Source organism: Mesorhizobium sp. M7A.F.Ca.US.010.02.1.1 (genome assembly GCF_004023085.1).
GTDB lineage: Bacteria > Pseudomonadota > Alphaproteobacteria > Rhizobiales > Rhizobiaceae > Mesorhizobium.
In genome coordinates, this window is sequence record NZ_RZRV01000012.1 from 156,506 (window position 1) to 171,490 (window position 14,985).

Below are 14,985 nucleotides of genomic sequence, written 5' to 3' on the forward strand. Positions count from 1 at the left end.
GGAAACAGGGACGAAACCATGCAGATCGGAATGATGGGACTGGGCCGGATGGGCGCCAACATGGTCCGGCGCCTGATGCGCGACGGCCACGAATGCGTCGTCTACGACATCAACCCGGCGAGCGTCGCCGCCTTGGTGACCGACGGCGCGTCAGGGGCGGCCTCGATGGAAGAATTCGTCGGCAAGCTGGCCAAGCCGCGCTGTGTGTGGCTGATGCTGCCGGCGGCGATCACCGGCAGGATCATCGACCAGGTGGCGGCCCTGATGGAGCCCGGCGACATCGTCATCGACGGCGGCAATTCCTATTACCACGACGCCGTCGACCAGGCCGCGAAACTGGCCGGCAAGGGTATCCATCTTGTCGATGTCGGCACCAGTGGCGGCGTCTGGGGCCTGGAACGTGGCTACTGCCTGATGATCGGCGGTCCAGACGTGGCGGTGCAGCACCTCGATTCGATCTTCGCCACGCTGGCACCGGGCGCCGATGCCGGCTCCAATCCGCCCAGGGATGCCGGGACTGCACCCTTCGGCTATCTGCATTGCGGACCGAGCGGCGCCGGCCACTTCGTCAAGATGGTGCACAACGGCATCGAATATGGCGTCATGGCCGCCTATGCCGAAGGCATGAACATCCTGAAGTCGGCCAATGCCGGCAAGCGGCAACGGACGGCGGACGCCGAGACCAGTCCGCTGGAAAACCCGCAATACTACCAGTTCGACATCGACCTTCCCCAGGTGGCCGAGGTCTGGCGGCATGGCAGCGTTATCGGCTCCTGGCTGCTCGACCTGACGGCCGGCGCCTTGAAAAGCGATCCGGGCCTGGTGAATTTCGGCGGCCGCGTCTCGGATTCCGGCGAAGGCCGCTGGACCCTGAAGGCGGCTATCGACACCGGCGTGCCGGCTCCGGTGCTGTCCTCGGCGCTGTTCGACCGCTTCTCCTCGCAGGGCGAATCCGAATTCGCCGACAAGCTGCTCTCCGCCATGCGCTATGCCTTTGGCGGCCATGTCGAGAAGCCGAAGGCCGGCAAGTGACGACACGGGGAAAGACACGCGCATGAGCCAGGAACGATCCGACACGCTGGTGCTCTTCGGGGCAACCGGCGACCTCGCCCACAAGAAGATATTTCCAGCCCTTTACCAGATGGTCGCCAAGGGCACGCTCACCGAACCGGTGATCGGCGTCGCCTTCGATGCCTGGGACCTCAAGCAGTTGCAGGCGCGCGCCCGTGACGGCATCGTCAATGCGCTCGGCAAGATCGACGAGAAAGCGTTCGCCAAATTCGCCTCGCTGCTGCGCTACGTCAGCGGTGACTACCGCGATGGAGCGACGTTCGAGAAACTGAAGAGCGCGCTCGGCACCGCACAGCGGCCGCTGCACTACATGGCGGTGCCGCCGACCATGTTCGAGACCGTCGTCCAGGGGCTGGAGCAATCAGGCACCGCGCATGGCGCGCGGCTGATGGTGGAAAAGCCCTTCGGTCACGACCTGCAATCGGCGCGCTGGCTGAACCGCGTCCTGCATCTGGTGTTCGACGAACAGTCGATCTTCCGTATCGACCATTATCTGGGCAAGGAAGCGATCCAGAACCTGCTCTATTTCCGCTTCGCCAATTCCTTCCTCGAGCCGATCTGGAACCGCAACTACGTCGAGAGCGTGCAGATCACCATGGCCGAGGATTTCGGCGTCGAGGGACGTGGCCGTTTCTATGACGATGTCGGCTGCATCAGGGACGTCATCGAGAACCATCTGCTCAACATCCTGTTGCTGCTTGCCATGGAGCCGCCTGTCGGCCGTTCCGCCGATGACCTGATCGACGAGAAGGTGCAGGTGCTGCGCGCGATCAGGACGCTGACAAAAGACGATGTCGTGCGTGGCCAGTTCACCGGCTATCTCGCCGAACCCGGCGTAGCGCCGAACTCGCCCGTCGAGACCTTCGCGGCGGTGCGTTTCTTCGTCGACACCTGGCGCTGGCAGGACGTGCCGTTTTTCATCCGCGCCGGCAAGAACATGCCGGTGCACGTCACCGAAGTGGTGGTGCGGCTGAAGCGGCCGCCGCTCGATGTCTTCGATCCGATCAAGCCCGCCGACCAGAACTACGTCCGCTTCCGCATCGACCCGCAGGTGGTGATCGCCATCGGAGCACAGCGCAAGGCGCCGGGCGACGACATGATCGGCGAGCAGGTCGAATTGACGGCGCTCGACGACAGCAAAAGCGACATGCCGCCCTACGAGCGGCTGATCGGTGATGCCATGAACGGCAACGGCCAGCTGTTCACCCGCCAGGACGCCAGCGAACTGGCCTGGCGCATCGTCGGCCCGGTGCTTGGCGACACCACGCCGCCGCACCTCTACGAGCCGCTCACATGGGGACCCGCGGACGTCATGGCCGGGTTCGGACCGCCCAATGGCTGGATCGATCCGGTGAAGTGAGAGGATCACACGATGGCCAAGAAAGTGAAGCAACCAGCATCGGGCACCGAGAAGCCGGACACTGAAAAAATCGTGCTCACGATCGACATCGGCGGCTCGCACGTCAAGATCCTCACCAGCGCCGGGGACGAGGAGCGCCGCGCCGATTCGGGGCCGGGCCTGACGCCGCGGCAGATGATCGATACGGTCAACAAGCTCGCCGAAGGCCTGTCCTACGACGTCGTCTCGATGGGCTATCCCGGCCCGGTCAATCACAACAGGCCGCTCGCCGACCCCGCCAATCTCGGCACGGGCTGGGCTGGATTCGACTTTGCGGGTGCGTTCGGCAAACCGGTGAAAGTGGTCAATGACGCGCTGATGCAGGCCATCGGCAGCTACGAGGGCGGGCGCATGCTGTTCCTCGGGCTCGGCACCGGGCTCGGTGCGGCGATGATTGCCGACAACGTCGCCCAACCGATGGAACTCGCGCATCTGCCCTACAAGAAGGGCAAGAGTTTCGAGGATTATGTCGGCGAACGCGGCCTGGAAAAGCGCGGCAAGAAGAAATGGCGCAAATACGTCTTCGACGTCGTCGACCGGCTCCGTGCCGCCATGCAGCCGGACTATGTCGTGATTGGCGGCGGCAACGTCGACAAGCTCGATGAATTGCCCGCCGACTCGAGGCGCGGCGACAACACACGCGCCTTCGAAGGCGGGTTTCGTTTGTGGCGCGACAAGGCGCTGATAGTCTGATGCTGTTATTGTTTAATATAGTTGTTCAAAATAACGTGTGATATGCCATCAAGTCGTTGCAATACGCAGATTTGCCGACTAGGAATTCCGCGCTACACCAACGCCATTCGTCCCGTGGACGCACGAAGGACGCCATAGCATTTTGATTTCGCGCATGATCCTTTCCGGAAGTCGAATCCGATTTTCAGGTCATTCGCTGTAGACGGAGAAATAGAGTGACCGACGATAGCAACAGTGCCCGTAAAGACATCGATCTGCTCGAGCTGACCGCTCACATCGTGTCCGCTTACGTCGAGAAGAACCGCTTGCCCGCCTCCGGCCTGGCCGACCTCATCGCCAGCGTCAGCGCCTCGATAAACGGGCTCGGCAAGCCTGCGGTCCCGGTGGCTGCCCCCCTGGTCCCGGCGGTCAACCCCAAGAAGTCGGTGACGCCCGATTTCATCATCTGCCTCGAAGACGGCAAGAAGTTCAAATCGCTGAAGCGTCACCTGGGCGTGCATTTCGGCCTGACGCCGGACGCCTATCGCGCCAAATGGGGCTTGCCGTCGGACTATCCGATGGTCGCTCCCAACTACGCGGCCTCGCGTTCGCTGCTGGCGAAATCGATCGGCCTCGGCCGCAAGGCGGCCCCGGTGAAGGCACCCGCCAAGGGCAGGAAGGCCAAGGCCTCGGCCTGAGGCATGTCGCCCAAAAGTGCGCAGCGGTTTTGGGACGACGACCTGCCTAAAGCAGAGATCTAGTTCAGTCCTGAGCCAACAGTTAGGACGACTGGAACAGAAGCCTGCCGGCGAATCCGCCTTGGCAGGCTTGATGTTTTTATGGCTTGGATGGACGGACGGGGCCTTGGGGAGCGAGCCATGAACTACACCAGGATGGTGATCGAGAAAGAAGCGCCGGAAGAATACGGCTACGACCGTATCCGCTACAATCTTTCGGAAAGTTCGATCGCCGACCAGAAGCTCTCCGACATCGGCCTGTCGCTGCCTGATCTCACGCTTTTCTATGGCGAGCATCGCGGCGACAAGCAGTTGCGTGCACTAATATCGGCGCAGGATGCCGGCATTTCGCCGGATGATGTCCTGGTCACCGCCGGTGCCGCGGGTGCGCTGTTCATCATCTCGACCTCGCTTTTGTCGGCCAATGACCATCTCGTCGTCATCAGGCCCAACTACGCCACCAACATCGAAACCCCAAGGGCGATCGGCTGCGCCATCAGCTTTGTCGACCTGGCCTTCGAGGAAGGCTTCGCCATTGATGTCGAGCGCGTCAAGGCGGCGATGCGGCCGGACACGAAGCTGATCAGCGTCACCTGCCCGCACAACCCGACCGGCACGATGATGAGCCGAGCTGAACTCGATGCCCTGGTGGCGCTTGCCGAAAGCAGCAACTGCCGTCTGCTGGTCGACGAGACCTATCGCGACCTTTCCTACGGCCGGCGGCTGCCGACGGCTGCCTCGCTGAGCCCGAAGGCGATCAGCGTCTCGTCATTGTCCAAGGCCTTCGGCATTCCCGGTATCCGCATCGGTTGGCTGATCACCAGGGACGCTGAGCTTCAGGAAAAATTCCTCGCCGCCAAGGAGCAGATCGGCATCTGCGGCAGCGTCATCGACGAAGGCATCGCCCGCGGCATGCTCGAACGCCGGGACGTCTTCCTGGCGACATTGCTGCCCGAAATGGCGGGGCGCCGCGACATCGTCCAGGCCTGGATCGATCGCGAACCGCTGGTCGACTGGGTGCGGCCCGAAGGTGGCGTCGTCGGCTTCCCGCGCCTCGATGTCAAACCTGGCTTCGACCTCGACCGGTTCTATGTGAACCTGCTGGAAAACCATGGCACCTATGTCGGGCCCGGCCACTGGTTCGAGATGGAGAAGCGCTTCTTCCGCGTCGGCTTTGGCTGGCCGACGGAAGCCGAATTGCGCGGCGGCCTTGATGCCATCTCCGCCGCGCTGCGGCAGTAACTACCACGTGCCGGCGATGAAACGGGCTGAAAATTCCTTGATCCAGCACTGATTTTGACGCATATCCGCTGCGAACTGAGCTAAAAAGTTCCGCCAGCCGGACCAGCGCCCATCGTGGAAGTGCCCCGCCAGCTGACGTCACTGCAACGGGGCCTCTTAAATCATGACAGCAGAACAGATATCGCCGGACCAGCGCTATGCCGCGTTTCGCCATCGCTCCTTCCTGAGCTATTGGGCGGCGCGTTTCCTCACCACATTCGCCACCATGATCGTGTCTGTCGCGGTCGGCTGGCAGATGTACGATTTGACCCGCGACCCGCTCGATCTCGGCCTTGTCGGCATCGTCCAGTTCCTGCCGTCGCTGCTTCTGGTGCTGGTCACCGGCGTCGTCGCTGATCGCTTCGGCCGCCGCCTGATCATGGCGCTGGCGGTCGTGGTGGAGGCGATGTGCGCGCTGGCGCTGCTGTTCCTGACGCTGCGCGGCATCAGCGGACCGCTGCCGATCTTCTGCGTGCTGGCCATGTTCGGCGTCGCCCGCGCCTTTTTCGGTCCGGCCTCCGCCTCGCTGTTCGCCAATCTGGTGCCGCCTCAGGATTTCGCCAACGCCATCGCCTGGAATTCATCGGCCTGGCAGACGGCGACCATCGTCGGCCCGGTGGCCGGCGGCCTGCTCTACGGCGTGTCGCCGGAAGCGGCCTACGGAACCGCCGCTGTCCTGATGCTCGTGTCCGGGCTGCTGATCTTCACCATCCCCAAGCCGTCGCAGCGCACCGAGTCGGAAAAGCCGACGATGCAGCACCTGCTCGGCGGGTTCAGCTACATCTGGAGCGAGAAGATCGTGCTCGGCGCCATCTCGCTCGATCTGTTTGCCGTGCTCCTGTCCGGCGCCTCGGCGCTGCTGCCGGTCTATGCGCGCGACATCCTCCAGCTCGGCCCCTGGGGTCTCGGCCTGCTGCGATCGGCGCCCAGCATCGGCGCCATTTGCGTCGCCATCTGGCTGGCCGGGCATCCGCTGCGGGACAATGCCGGCAAGATCATGCTCGGCTTCGTCGCCGCTTTCGGCGCCTTCACCGTGCTGTTCGGCCTTTCGACCATCACCTGGCTGTCGATCGTCGCCCTCGCTGGCCTCGGCGCCACCGACATGTTCAGCGTCTACATCAGGGAAACGCTGATCCAGCTGTGGACGCCCGACGAGGTGCGCGGCCGCGTCAACGCCGTCAACCAGGTCTTTGTCGGCGCCTCCAACGAGGTCGGCGAATTCCGCGCCGGCACGATGGCCGCACTGATCGGCACGGTGCCGGCCGTGGTGATCGGCGGCATCGGCGCAATCGCCGTCGCGGGCCTGTGGACGGTGCTGTTCCCGCAACTGCGCAAGGTGCGCCACCTCAACGGACGCAACTGATCTTCCTACGCTTGACAGCCGACATGCCTCGCCCATGCCACAGGAGCTCTCATGATCACTTGCTACCTGAAATATGTCATTGACCCCTACAAGCTTGCCGAGTTCGAAGATTATGGCCGTCGCTGGATAGCTTTGGTCAATCGCCTCGGCGGAAACCACCACGGCTATTTCCTTCCGAGCGAGGGGGCGAGCAATATCGCCTATGCCATGTTCAGCTTTCCGAGCCTTGCCGACTACGAGGATTATCGCAAACGGATGGCTGCCGACCCGGAATGCCAGGAAGTGTTTGAAATGGAAAAACGCAATCGCAGCATTCTCAGTTACGAGCGCAGCTTCCTGCGGCCGGTGCTCGAACCTTGATGCATGTCGCAAAGTGGCCCCGGTTTTGGGAGACCTACATGCATAAAGACAAAGACCTAAAGCGCGGCGCCTGAATCCGTTCAAACGCGACGCGCTTTAGCCATTGCTCGGCTTGCCGAAAATCATCCGCAGGAACTCGTCCAGCCAGCGCTTGAGATGCATGTCCCAGATCAGCCGGCCGCCGAGATGATCGCGACCGGGCTGGGCACCGGGCAATTCGAAGCGATGCGCGCCGCGCACCACCCAGCGCTGCATCATCACTCTGGTCAGTTCGCCATGGAACTGGATGCCCCAGGCATTGTCGCCGTAACGGAAGGCCTGGTTGGGATAGGTTTCGGCCGTCGCCAGCAGCGTCGCGTCCCTGGGCAGCGAAAAACCCTCGCGGTGGAACTGGTAGACCATCTCCGGCCAGTGCATCAGTTGCTTGCCGGCTTCGGTCGCCTTCAGGGGATACCAGCCAACCTCGACCAGCCCTTCACCGTGTCCTTCGACCTTGCCGCCGAGGTAGTTGACCAGCATCTGTGCGCCGAGACAGATGCCGAGACATGGCCGGTTCTCCCTCAGCGGTATTTCCAGCCAGTTGGTCTCGCGGCGAACGAACTCGTCCTCGTCATTGGCGCTCATCGGGCCGCCGAACACCACCGTGCCGGCGTGGTCGTCCAGTGTTTCGGGCAAGGCGTCGCCAAGCGGCGGCCGGCGGATATCGAGATCGAACCCTTCTTCCAGCAACATGTGTCCGACACGTCCCGGGCTCGAACTCTCCTGATGCAGCACGATCAGGATCTTTGGCTTCGAACTCGTTTGGCGCGGCATGGGAAGCGAACATCCTATTCGTCGCTCGATGTTCCGGTGGCGCCCGGCGCGTGCGCCGCCGCCTTGCGGCGCGCCTCGACGCGATCATGGCGTTCGACGCCGATCAGCTCGGCGACGCGCCAGACGGTGTTGTCCTCGAGCTCGTGCAACTCGCCGTCGGCATAGACGATTTCCCACATCAGGCCGATGAAGGCCTTGCGCGCATCGGCATCGAGATGGCGCTTCAGGACGCTGGTGAAGGCATAGAGATCGATCGCCTCATTGTCGGCCCGCTCGCCGGCGGCGGCAAGCGCTTCGAGTTCGGCGCCGCTGATCGAATAGCTCTCCGCCAGCACCGCCTTGAACCGCTCCCACTCGACATCCTGGCGCACGCCATCGGCATTCATCACATGGTAGAGCAGCGCCGAGGCGGCGATGCGCGGATCGTCCGTGCTGGCACGCGTGCCGGCACCGGCAGGCAAATCCCTGAGAAACGACAGAACGCGTTCAAACATAGATCCATACCCCAACGGCCTGACGGCCGGCCCAACTCAAAACAACCGAAACCGGCGCGGCGATTTCTGCGCTTCCTCGTCCGGATCGACGCCGGGATCGTCCGGCAACCGCGCAAGCTCCTCGGCCGGCTCGACACCCTCGGCATCGCTCGGCACCGCGGCGAAGGCCGCTGCCGTGATCGGCCTGACATGATCTTCTTCGCGACTTTCAGCTTGCTTGCCCGCCGACGTCTCGCCACCGGCATCATCGATCACCTCGATCGGCCTTTTTTCGCTCGTCGGCTTTGCCAATGCTTCGATGACCGGCGCCGCACCGGCTGGCATCTCATCATGGCTGTCGATCAACTGGCCAAGACGCTCCATCGGCGCACGCCACTCGAAGGCGTCGAGCCGGCCGGTGATCGGCGACACCGGCGCCCAGCGTTCCGAAACCACGCCGTCTGCGACCCAGGCCGGATCGCGCGGCGCCCGCACCGCCCTGGACAGCAGCTGCCGCACCTTGCCCTGATCGCCGGTCTCGGCCTCCTCGATGTCTGCGAGCAGCAGATAGGCGCCCTCGCGGCGGTCCATCCGGATCGCCGCCTCGGCCTCGCGGCGGGCGGTCGAATAATCCTGCGCGTCGAGCGCGGCGCGCGCCACCGTCATCGAGGACTCGGCGTGGTTCTTCTTCATTTCCTGCAGCTTCTTCGCCCGGTTGAGGCGGTCGAGCACGGCGTCGCCCGGCCTGGCGTGGGTATAGAGCTCGGCAACTTCCGGATGCGGCTCCGCCTTCCACGCCGCCTCGAGGATCTTCGAGCCCTTGCGCACATCGTTCTGCTTGAACAATGCGGCCGCGGCGGCAACGGCAGCGGGCGCGAAGTCGGGCCTGAGCTTGTTGGCCTCGATCGCCGCCGCCCTGGCAGCGGCGGGATCGCTGTCGGCAAGCGCCTGCGCCTTGGCGGTCAGCAGCACGGCGCGGCGGCGGTTGGCGGCATCGCGTTCGATCTGCCGTGTCGATTTCTGCGCGTCGACCAGTTTCAGGGCGCCGTCCCAGTCGCCGCGCGCGGTCAGCTCTTCCAGCGTCGATTCCGCTGCCCAGGCCAGCTGCGGCGCCATCACCGCGGCGCGGCCGGCATAATGCCTGGCAGCGTTGCGGTCGCCGAGCCGTTCGGCTTCCAGATAAAGCCCGCGCAAGCCCAGCAGCCGCATCTCGGGATCGTCGAGCATGCTCTCGAACTTCTGTCGCGCGCCTTCATGATCGCCTTCGAGCAGCGACGCCTGTGCTTCCAGCAGGTGGATTAGCGGCTCCTGGTCGGAACGGATCAGCTTGGCGGCTTCCTTGGTCTTCTTGCGGGCCAGCGCGCCATCACCGGCGCCGGCGGCAATCATGCCGGTCGACAGCGCCTGATAGCCACGGTCGCGGCGACGGACACGGAAATAGCGCGAGATGGTGTAGGGGCTGTTCCACAGCGACTTAAGCAGCCACCACAGGATCATCACCGCGGCGACCACGGCAACGACGGCCACCGCCGCCACCATTAGGCTGACCTGGTATTGATAGCCGTTGAAAGTGACGACCATGTCGCCCGGCCGGTCGGCCAGCCAGGCAAAGCCCAGCCCGAGCGCGAAAACGACGATGAGGAAGGCGAGCAGGCGGATCATTGTGTTGCCCTCATGCCTTCATCGCGCCCGAGATCAGCGCATCGACCTGGGTTTCGACCTCGATGCGTGCCTTCAGCTTGCCGGCAAAGTCCGCGCCAGCGGCCTTGGCGGCCTCGGGCAGCGTTTCATACTCGCTGAGTGCCTTGGCGTAATCGCCCTGGTTGACCGCCGCCTCCATGCGCGCGACGGTTTCCGGTGCGCCGGCGCCTTCGACGGCACCGATCGGCCTGACCTTGACCAGCGATTCGGCGCTCGACAGAAGGCTCTGAACGAAGCCGGCATTCTCATCGACAGGCGTCGCGGCTGTGACCATGGCATTGGCGGCGGCATCAGCCTGCGACGCGATCTCGGCGCGGGTCGGAACGCCCTTTTCAGCATAGGCGCGCAGTGCCGCAAGCTGCGGCGCATCGGGCGAAATCGCAGCGAGGGTTTCGAGTTCGGCCGAAAACGGCCCGCCACGCTCAAGCGCCGCCTTCAAGGCCGACGCCGCGATGGCAAGCGCGATCTTCGGCTGTCCCGCCGCCGCTTCGACCTTGCCGGACAGCTGCGACACAGACTGCTCCAGCGCCGTCAGCCGGCCCTCCTGCGCCGTCGTAGCCTCGCCGGCCGACTTCACCAGCGCGTCGAGGCCTGCCAGTTTCTCGTTGAGCGGACCGAGATCGACCGGCGCCGAGCTGCCGGCCTTGCCGAGCGCGGCGACCGCCGTCTCGATCTGCGCGACCTTGTCGCCCAGTGCGGCGACCCCGGCCGCGTCGCCTGCTCCACCTTTCTCGACAGCCGATTTCAGCGCCGCCACATCGGCCTTGACCTGTTCAAGGCCCGAGGACAGGCCGACCATCTTGGCCGCTCCATCGCCGTTGCCGCCGGCGTCCTTCAAACCGGCGATTTCGGTCTTCAACGAGGCGATGTCGCCGTTGACGCTATCGAGCGAGACGCCGGCACCGGAACCCGGCGCGCCGAGCAGGCCGGCAAATTGCAGCCCGCCGGCGCCGACCAGCGCGATGACGCCGCCGATGATGCCGGCGGCGACGCCGTTGAGGCCGCCGCGCTTTTCAGGGGGTGGCGCCATTTTCTCGTCCCGTGTCTCGGGTTTTGCCTTGTTGCCGTCGGTCTGCGTGCGCTTCGCCGATGCATCGTCGAAACTGTAGTCGTAGGCTTTGGTTTTTCCGGCCGGCGCATCGGATGATCCGGGACCGTGGGACGATCCGGCCTCGTCGGACGATCCGGGATAGGGGAGCTCAGCCTCGCTGGCGGTCTTTGTTGCTGCTGCCGGGGGCTGCTCCGGTTCGGCCCGGGCGTCGGCATGCTCCCAGGGCTCGAGATCGGTCTGGTCGGCATGAACCGGCTCTTCGGGAACCTCGGGCTGCGAAGCATTCGCTGCTTCCTCGGCCTTCGCCTCGTCTGTCTGGGCCCCCTGCCTGGCGGCATCCTCGTCGGCGATGCGTGAGACGGCGCCCGGCTCGAGATCGATGGTCACCGGCTCGCGGCGGCCTTTCGAGTGTCGCATCTTCGGCGTCTTGACCATGCCTGGGCTCCGCACAATTCGCTTCGTCTCAACGCCTGGCGGCGCATGATGGTTCAGAAAGGGTCTAGCACATCACCAAGCGGTGAAAAGGGGCGGTGTGATGACGCGGCTCAGCGCGGCGCCTGCAAAAGCGCCAGCAGCACATCCTCGTCGGGCTGCGCGGCAATGCGGATCCTTTCGCTGGCGACACCGTCGAAGGCTGCCGCGATGCGAGTGGAAAGCGCAAAAACCCATGTTTTTTCGAAGAGTCCGCGCAGAGCGGGCCGTCTTGCCAGGATTTGCATCGCCGCCGCCGCCTTGGCTGAATAAAGCAACACCGCGTCGGCAGGTTGCCCGGACAGGCGTTCGAGGATGACTTCGTCCGGATAGCCCATTGTCAGCGTGTCATACGTCTCGACGGCGTGGACCCGAACGCCCGCCGTCACGAGCCTCTGTTCGAACGCCGGAAAACGCACGCGCCCGCAGAGATAGACAATCGTCTTTCCAGAAAAATCGGCGGCGAGACTGTCGGCCAACGCCTCCGCATCGCCCGGGCCTTCACTGACCGACAAAAACCCCGCTCGACGCGCCGCTTGCGCCGTCCTTTTGCCGACCGCATGGCAAGGCAAGGCGGCGAGCGTCGCGATGATTTCTTCCGGCGCATGGCGCACGGCATTGGCGCTGGTGACGGCCACCGCGACGGCATTGTCCGGGATCAGTCCGGCGGCGACAGGCAACGCCTTTGTTTCGGTCAGGGGCAAAAGAACCGGCTGAAAGCCCGTCTCCTCAAGCCGACGCGCAGTGCGCGAAGCACCCGGTTCCGGCCTGGTCACCAGGACGCGAAGCATTTCAGAGCCAGCCGTCGAAGAACTTTTCGCCGGCCTTGGCACGCACGCTCCGGGCCGCTTCACCGCCGATGCGGGCGGCGTCTTGCGCTGCCCCCTGCAGCTCGACCGTGTGCGACTGCGTCCCGTCGGGCGAGATGATCAGCCCGGCAAAAGACAGCTTTCCGGCCGCGATCGCCGCATAGCCGGCGATCGGCGTGCGGCAGGAGCCATCCAGCGCCGCCAGGAAGGCACGCTCGCAGGCCAGCGCCTGGCCGGTCGGCACATCATGGACGGCTGCCAGCATCTTTTCGACATCGCGGTCGCCGATACGGGTTTCGATGCCGATCGCGCCTTGCCCCGGCGCCGGCGGGAAGACATCGAGCGGTATCAGATCGGTGACGACATGCTCGAGCCCAAGCCGCTTCAGCCCGGCATAGGCCAGGATCGTGCCCGCGGCGACGCCTTCTTCGAGCTTGCGCAGCCGCGTCTGCACATTGCCGCGGAACATCACCACGTCGAGATCCGGCCGCATCCGGCGGATCAGCGCTTGCCGCCGCAGCGACGACGAGCCGACTTTCGCCCCGCGCGGCAGTTCGGCGATCGTCTTCGCCGCCTTGCCGACAAAGGCGTCGCGTGCATCCTCGCGCGGCAGGAAGGCCGAGAGTTCGAGACCGTCGGGCAGTTGCGTCGGCATGTCCTTCGACGAATGCACGGCGATATCGATCCGGCCCGCCAGCAGCGCCTCCTCGATCTCCTTGGTGAACAGGCCCTTGCCGCCGGCTTCCGACAGCGGCCGGTCCTGGATGCGGTCGCCGCTGGTCGAGATGACGACCACCTCGAACGCCTCCGCCGGCATGCCATGCGCGGCCATCAGCCGCGCCTGTGCTTCATGCGCCTGTGCCAGCGCCAGCGGGCTGCCGCGTGTTCCGATTCTCAAGATTGTTTGCATGGCGCGCAGTCCGTGATAACCCCCCGGCAAGCGAGGCTTTTCCGGGGTTCTCCTAACGGGGAAAGCCCAATGATACAATCTTTAGGGACAGCGACGAATTGATCCGCGTGCTGGGCATAGAGACGAGTTGTGACGAGACCGCCGCCAGCGTGGTGGCCATCGACGGCGACGCCGCGCCAAAAATCCTGTCCAACATCGTGCTCAGCCAGATCGAGGAACATGCCGCGTTCGGCGGTGTCGTGCCGGAAATCGCCGCGCGTGCCCATGTCGAGGCGCTGGACGGCATCATCGAGGCAGCGCTTGCCGATTCGGGCACGGCGCTCGCCGATATCGACGCGATTGCCGCCACCGCCGGTCCCGGCCTGGTCGGCGGGCTGATCGTCGGGCTGATGACCGCCAAGGCAATCGCCGCGGCGGCGAACAAGCCGCTGATCGCCATCAACCACCTCGAAGGCCATGCGCTGACCGCAAGGCTGACCGACGGGCTCGACTTTCCCTATCTCTTGCTGCTGGTCTCCGGCGGCCATACGCAAATCGTCGCCGTGCGCGGCGTCGGCGACTACCAGCGCTGGGCAACGACCATCGACGACGCGCTCGGCGAAGCCTTCGACAAGACGGCCAAGATGCTCGGCCTGGCCTATCCCGGCGGACCGAATGTCGAGAAGGCGGCACAGGCCGGCAATGCCTCGCGCTTTGCCTTTCCGCGCCCGATGAAGGGCTCGGCCCAGCCCGACTTCTCCTTCTCCGGCCTCAAGACCGCCGTGCGCCAGGCGGCGAGCGCCATTGCGCCGCTGAGCGACCAGGACGTCGCCGACATCTGCGCGTCGTTCCAGGCAGCGGTGGCCGATGCGCTGGCCGACCGTGTCTCCCGCGCGCTGACGCGCTTTCGCGAGACATTTCCCGGCACGAAAAACCCGGCCCTCGTCGTTGCCGGTGGTGTCGCCGCCAACCGCACGATCAAGATCATGCTGGAGCGGCTCTGTGCCGAGACCGGCTTCACCTTCATTGCGCCACCGCTGAAGCTTTGCACCGACAATGCGGCGATGATCGCCTGGGCCGGCATCGAGCGGCTGCGCGCCGGCATGGCGCAGGAGAACGGCTTCGATTTCGTGCCGCGCTCGCGCTGGCCGCTGGACAGCATCTCGGCGCCGATGGTCGGCTCCGGCCGGCGCGGAGCCAAGGCATGAACGAGCTGGCAAGCGGCAACGACACCGCGCCAACCGGCTGGCGCGTTGCCGTGCTCGGCGGCGGGGCCTGGGGCACTGCCTTGGCCTTGGCCATGCTGCGCGCCGGCCATTTCGTCCGCCTTTACGCGCGCGACCCGGAGACCGTCGCCGCGATCGACCGCGGCGAAAATCCACGCTATCTGCCGGGCATTGCGCTCCAGCCCGGCATCGTGGCGACGAGCAACATCCAGGCCGCGCTCGACGGTGCCGACTGCGTGCTGGCGGTGACGCCGGCCCAGTCGCTGCGGACTACGCTGGCGGCAGCGAAGGACCAGATGCCGGCCGGTGTCCCGCTGGTTCTGTGTGCCAAGGGCATCGAAAGCGAGACCGGCGCCTTGCTGTCGGCGATCGTCGAAGAAATCCTGCCGCTAAATCCGGTTGCCGCTCTGTCGGGTCCGAGCTTCGCCACCGACGTCGCCCGCGGCCTGCCGACGGCCGTTGTGGTCGCTGCCCGCGACGAGGCATTGGCCGCCGATCTCGCCGCCCGCTTTTCCGCCGAAAACCTACGCTGCTATTCGAACGACGACCTGATCGGCGTCGAGATCGGCGGCGCCTTGAAGAACGTCTTCGCCATTGCCGCAGGTGCTGTCGCTGGCGCCGAGACCCGCGCCAGCGCCCAGGCCGCAATGGTGACGCGCAGCTCGACAA

15 protein-coding genes are annotated in these 14,985 nt (G+C 65.0%); 9 read left to right on the plus strand and 6 right to left on the minus strand.

Annotated elements, in window-relative coordinates:
- Positions 1–18: 18 nt before the first annotated feature.
- The 7 genes from gnd (at position 19) to EOA19_RS15835 (ending at position 6,883) form a co-directional block, all read left to right on the plus strand.
- Positions 19–1,032 carry a phosphogluconate dehydrogenase (NAD(+)-dependent, decarboxylating) gene (gnd, locus tag EOA19_RS15805; protein WP_023811217.1) on the plus strand — a complete coding sequence of 338 codons (1,014 nt, stop codon included), beginning with the start codon at positions 19–21 and terminating at the stop codon, positions 1,030–1,032.
- A 22-nt stretch (positions 1,033–1,054) separates the two neighbouring features.
- Complete coding sequence (gene zwf / locus EOA19_RS15810) at positions 1,055–2,431, plus strand: glucose-6-phosphate dehydrogenase (RefSeq protein WP_023811218.1); 1,377 nt, start codon at positions 1,055–1,057, stop codon at positions 2,429–2,431.
- 12 nt (positions 2,432–2,443) lie between these two features.
- Entirely contained in the window at positions 2,444–3,163 is a 720-nt protein-coding gene (locus tag EOA19_RS15815) for an ROK family protein (RefSeq protein WP_023811219.1), read from the plus strand.
- Positions 3,164–3,378: 215 nt separating this feature from the next.
- Positions 3,379–3,840 carry a MucR family transcriptional regulator gene (locus EOA19_RS15820; RefSeq protein WP_023811220.1) on the plus strand — a complete coding sequence of 154 codons (462 nt, stop codon included), beginning with the start codon at positions 3,379–3,381 and terminating at the stop codon, positions 3,838–3,840.
- Between the two features lie 180 nt (positions 3,841–4,020).
- Positions 4,021–5,121 (plus strand): aminotransferase class I/II-fold pyridoxal phosphate-dependent enzyme, encoded by a 1,101-nt coding sequence (locus tag EOA19_RS15825; protein ID WP_128304136.1) that lies wholly within the window; start codon positions 4,021–4,023, stop codon positions 5,119–5,121.
- Between the two features lie 163 nt (positions 5,122–5,284).
- A complete protein-coding gene (locus tag EOA19_RS15830; RefSeq protein ID WP_128304137.1) occupies positions 5,285–6,523 on the plus strand; it encodes an MFS transporter in 1,239 nt (412 codons plus the stop codon).
- A 51-nt stretch (positions 6,524–6,574) separates the two neighbouring features.
- A complete protein-coding gene (locus tag EOA19_RS15835) occupies positions 6,575–6,883 on the plus strand; it encodes an NIPSNAP family protein (protein WP_024503037.1) in 309 nt (102 codons plus the stop codon).
- Between the two features lie 96 nt (positions 6,884–6,979).
- Here the strand turns inward: EOA19_RS15835 and EOA19_RS15840 are convergent, their stop codons facing one another.
- From EOA19_RS15840 to hemC, 6 genes are all read right to left on the minus strand, one after another.
- The gene (locus EOA19_RS15840) at positions 6,980–7,696 is read right to left on the minus strand and encodes a glutamine amidotransferase (protein WP_128304138.1); all 717 of its coding nucleotides are present in this window, start codon (positions 7,694–7,696) and stop codon (positions 6,980–6,982) included.
- A gap of 14 nt (positions 7,697–7,710) precedes the next feature.
- The gene (locus EOA19_RS15845) at positions 7,711–8,190 is read right to left on the minus strand and encodes a TerB family tellurite resistance protein (protein ID WP_023811225.1); all 480 of its coding nucleotides are present in this window, start codon (positions 8,188–8,190) and stop codon (positions 7,711–7,713) included.
- Between the two features lie 36 nt (positions 8,191–8,226).
- A complete protein-coding gene (locus EOA19_RS15850) occupies positions 8,227–9,831 on the minus strand; it encodes a heme biosynthesis protein HemY (protein ID WP_128304139.1) in 1,605 nt (534 codons plus the stop codon).
- Between the two features lie 10 nt (positions 9,832–9,841).
- Positions 9,842–11,356, minus strand: coding sequence for a COG4223 family protein (locus EOA19_RS15855; RefSeq protein ID WP_128304140.1), 1,515 nt, complete (start codon positions 11,354–11,356; stop codon positions 9,842–9,844).
- A 110-nt stretch (positions 11,357–11,466) separates the two neighbouring features.
- Positions 11,467–12,183, minus strand: coding sequence for a uroporphyrinogen-III synthase (locus EOA19_RS15860; RefSeq protein WP_128304141.1), 717 nt, complete (start codon positions 12,181–12,183; stop codon positions 11,467–11,469).
- Position 12,184: 1 nt separating this feature from the next.
- Positions 12,185–13,111 (minus strand): hydroxymethylbilane synthase, encoded by a 927-nt coding sequence (gene hemC, locus EOA19_RS15865; RefSeq protein ID WP_128304142.1) that lies wholly within the window; start codon positions 13,109–13,111, stop codon positions 12,185–12,187.
- A gap of 101 nt (positions 13,112–13,212) precedes the next feature.
- On the opposite strand from hemC, the gene tsaD reads away from it, so the two are divergent.
- Positions 13,213–14,298 carry a tRNA (adenosine(37)-N6)-threonylcarbamoyltransferase complex transferase subunit TsaD gene (gene tsaD, locus EOA19_RS15870; RefSeq protein WP_196815327.1) on the plus strand — a complete coding sequence of 362 codons (1,086 nt, stop codon included), beginning with the start codon at positions 13,213–13,215 and terminating at the stop codon, positions 14,296–14,298.
- Positions 14,295–14,985: NAD(P)H-dependent glycerol-3-phosphate dehydrogenase (locus EOA19_RS15875; RefSeq protein WP_128304143.1), on the plus strand; the 691-nt coding region annotated here is incomplete at its 3' end. The genes tsaD and EOA19_RS15875, both read left to right, overlap by 4 nt.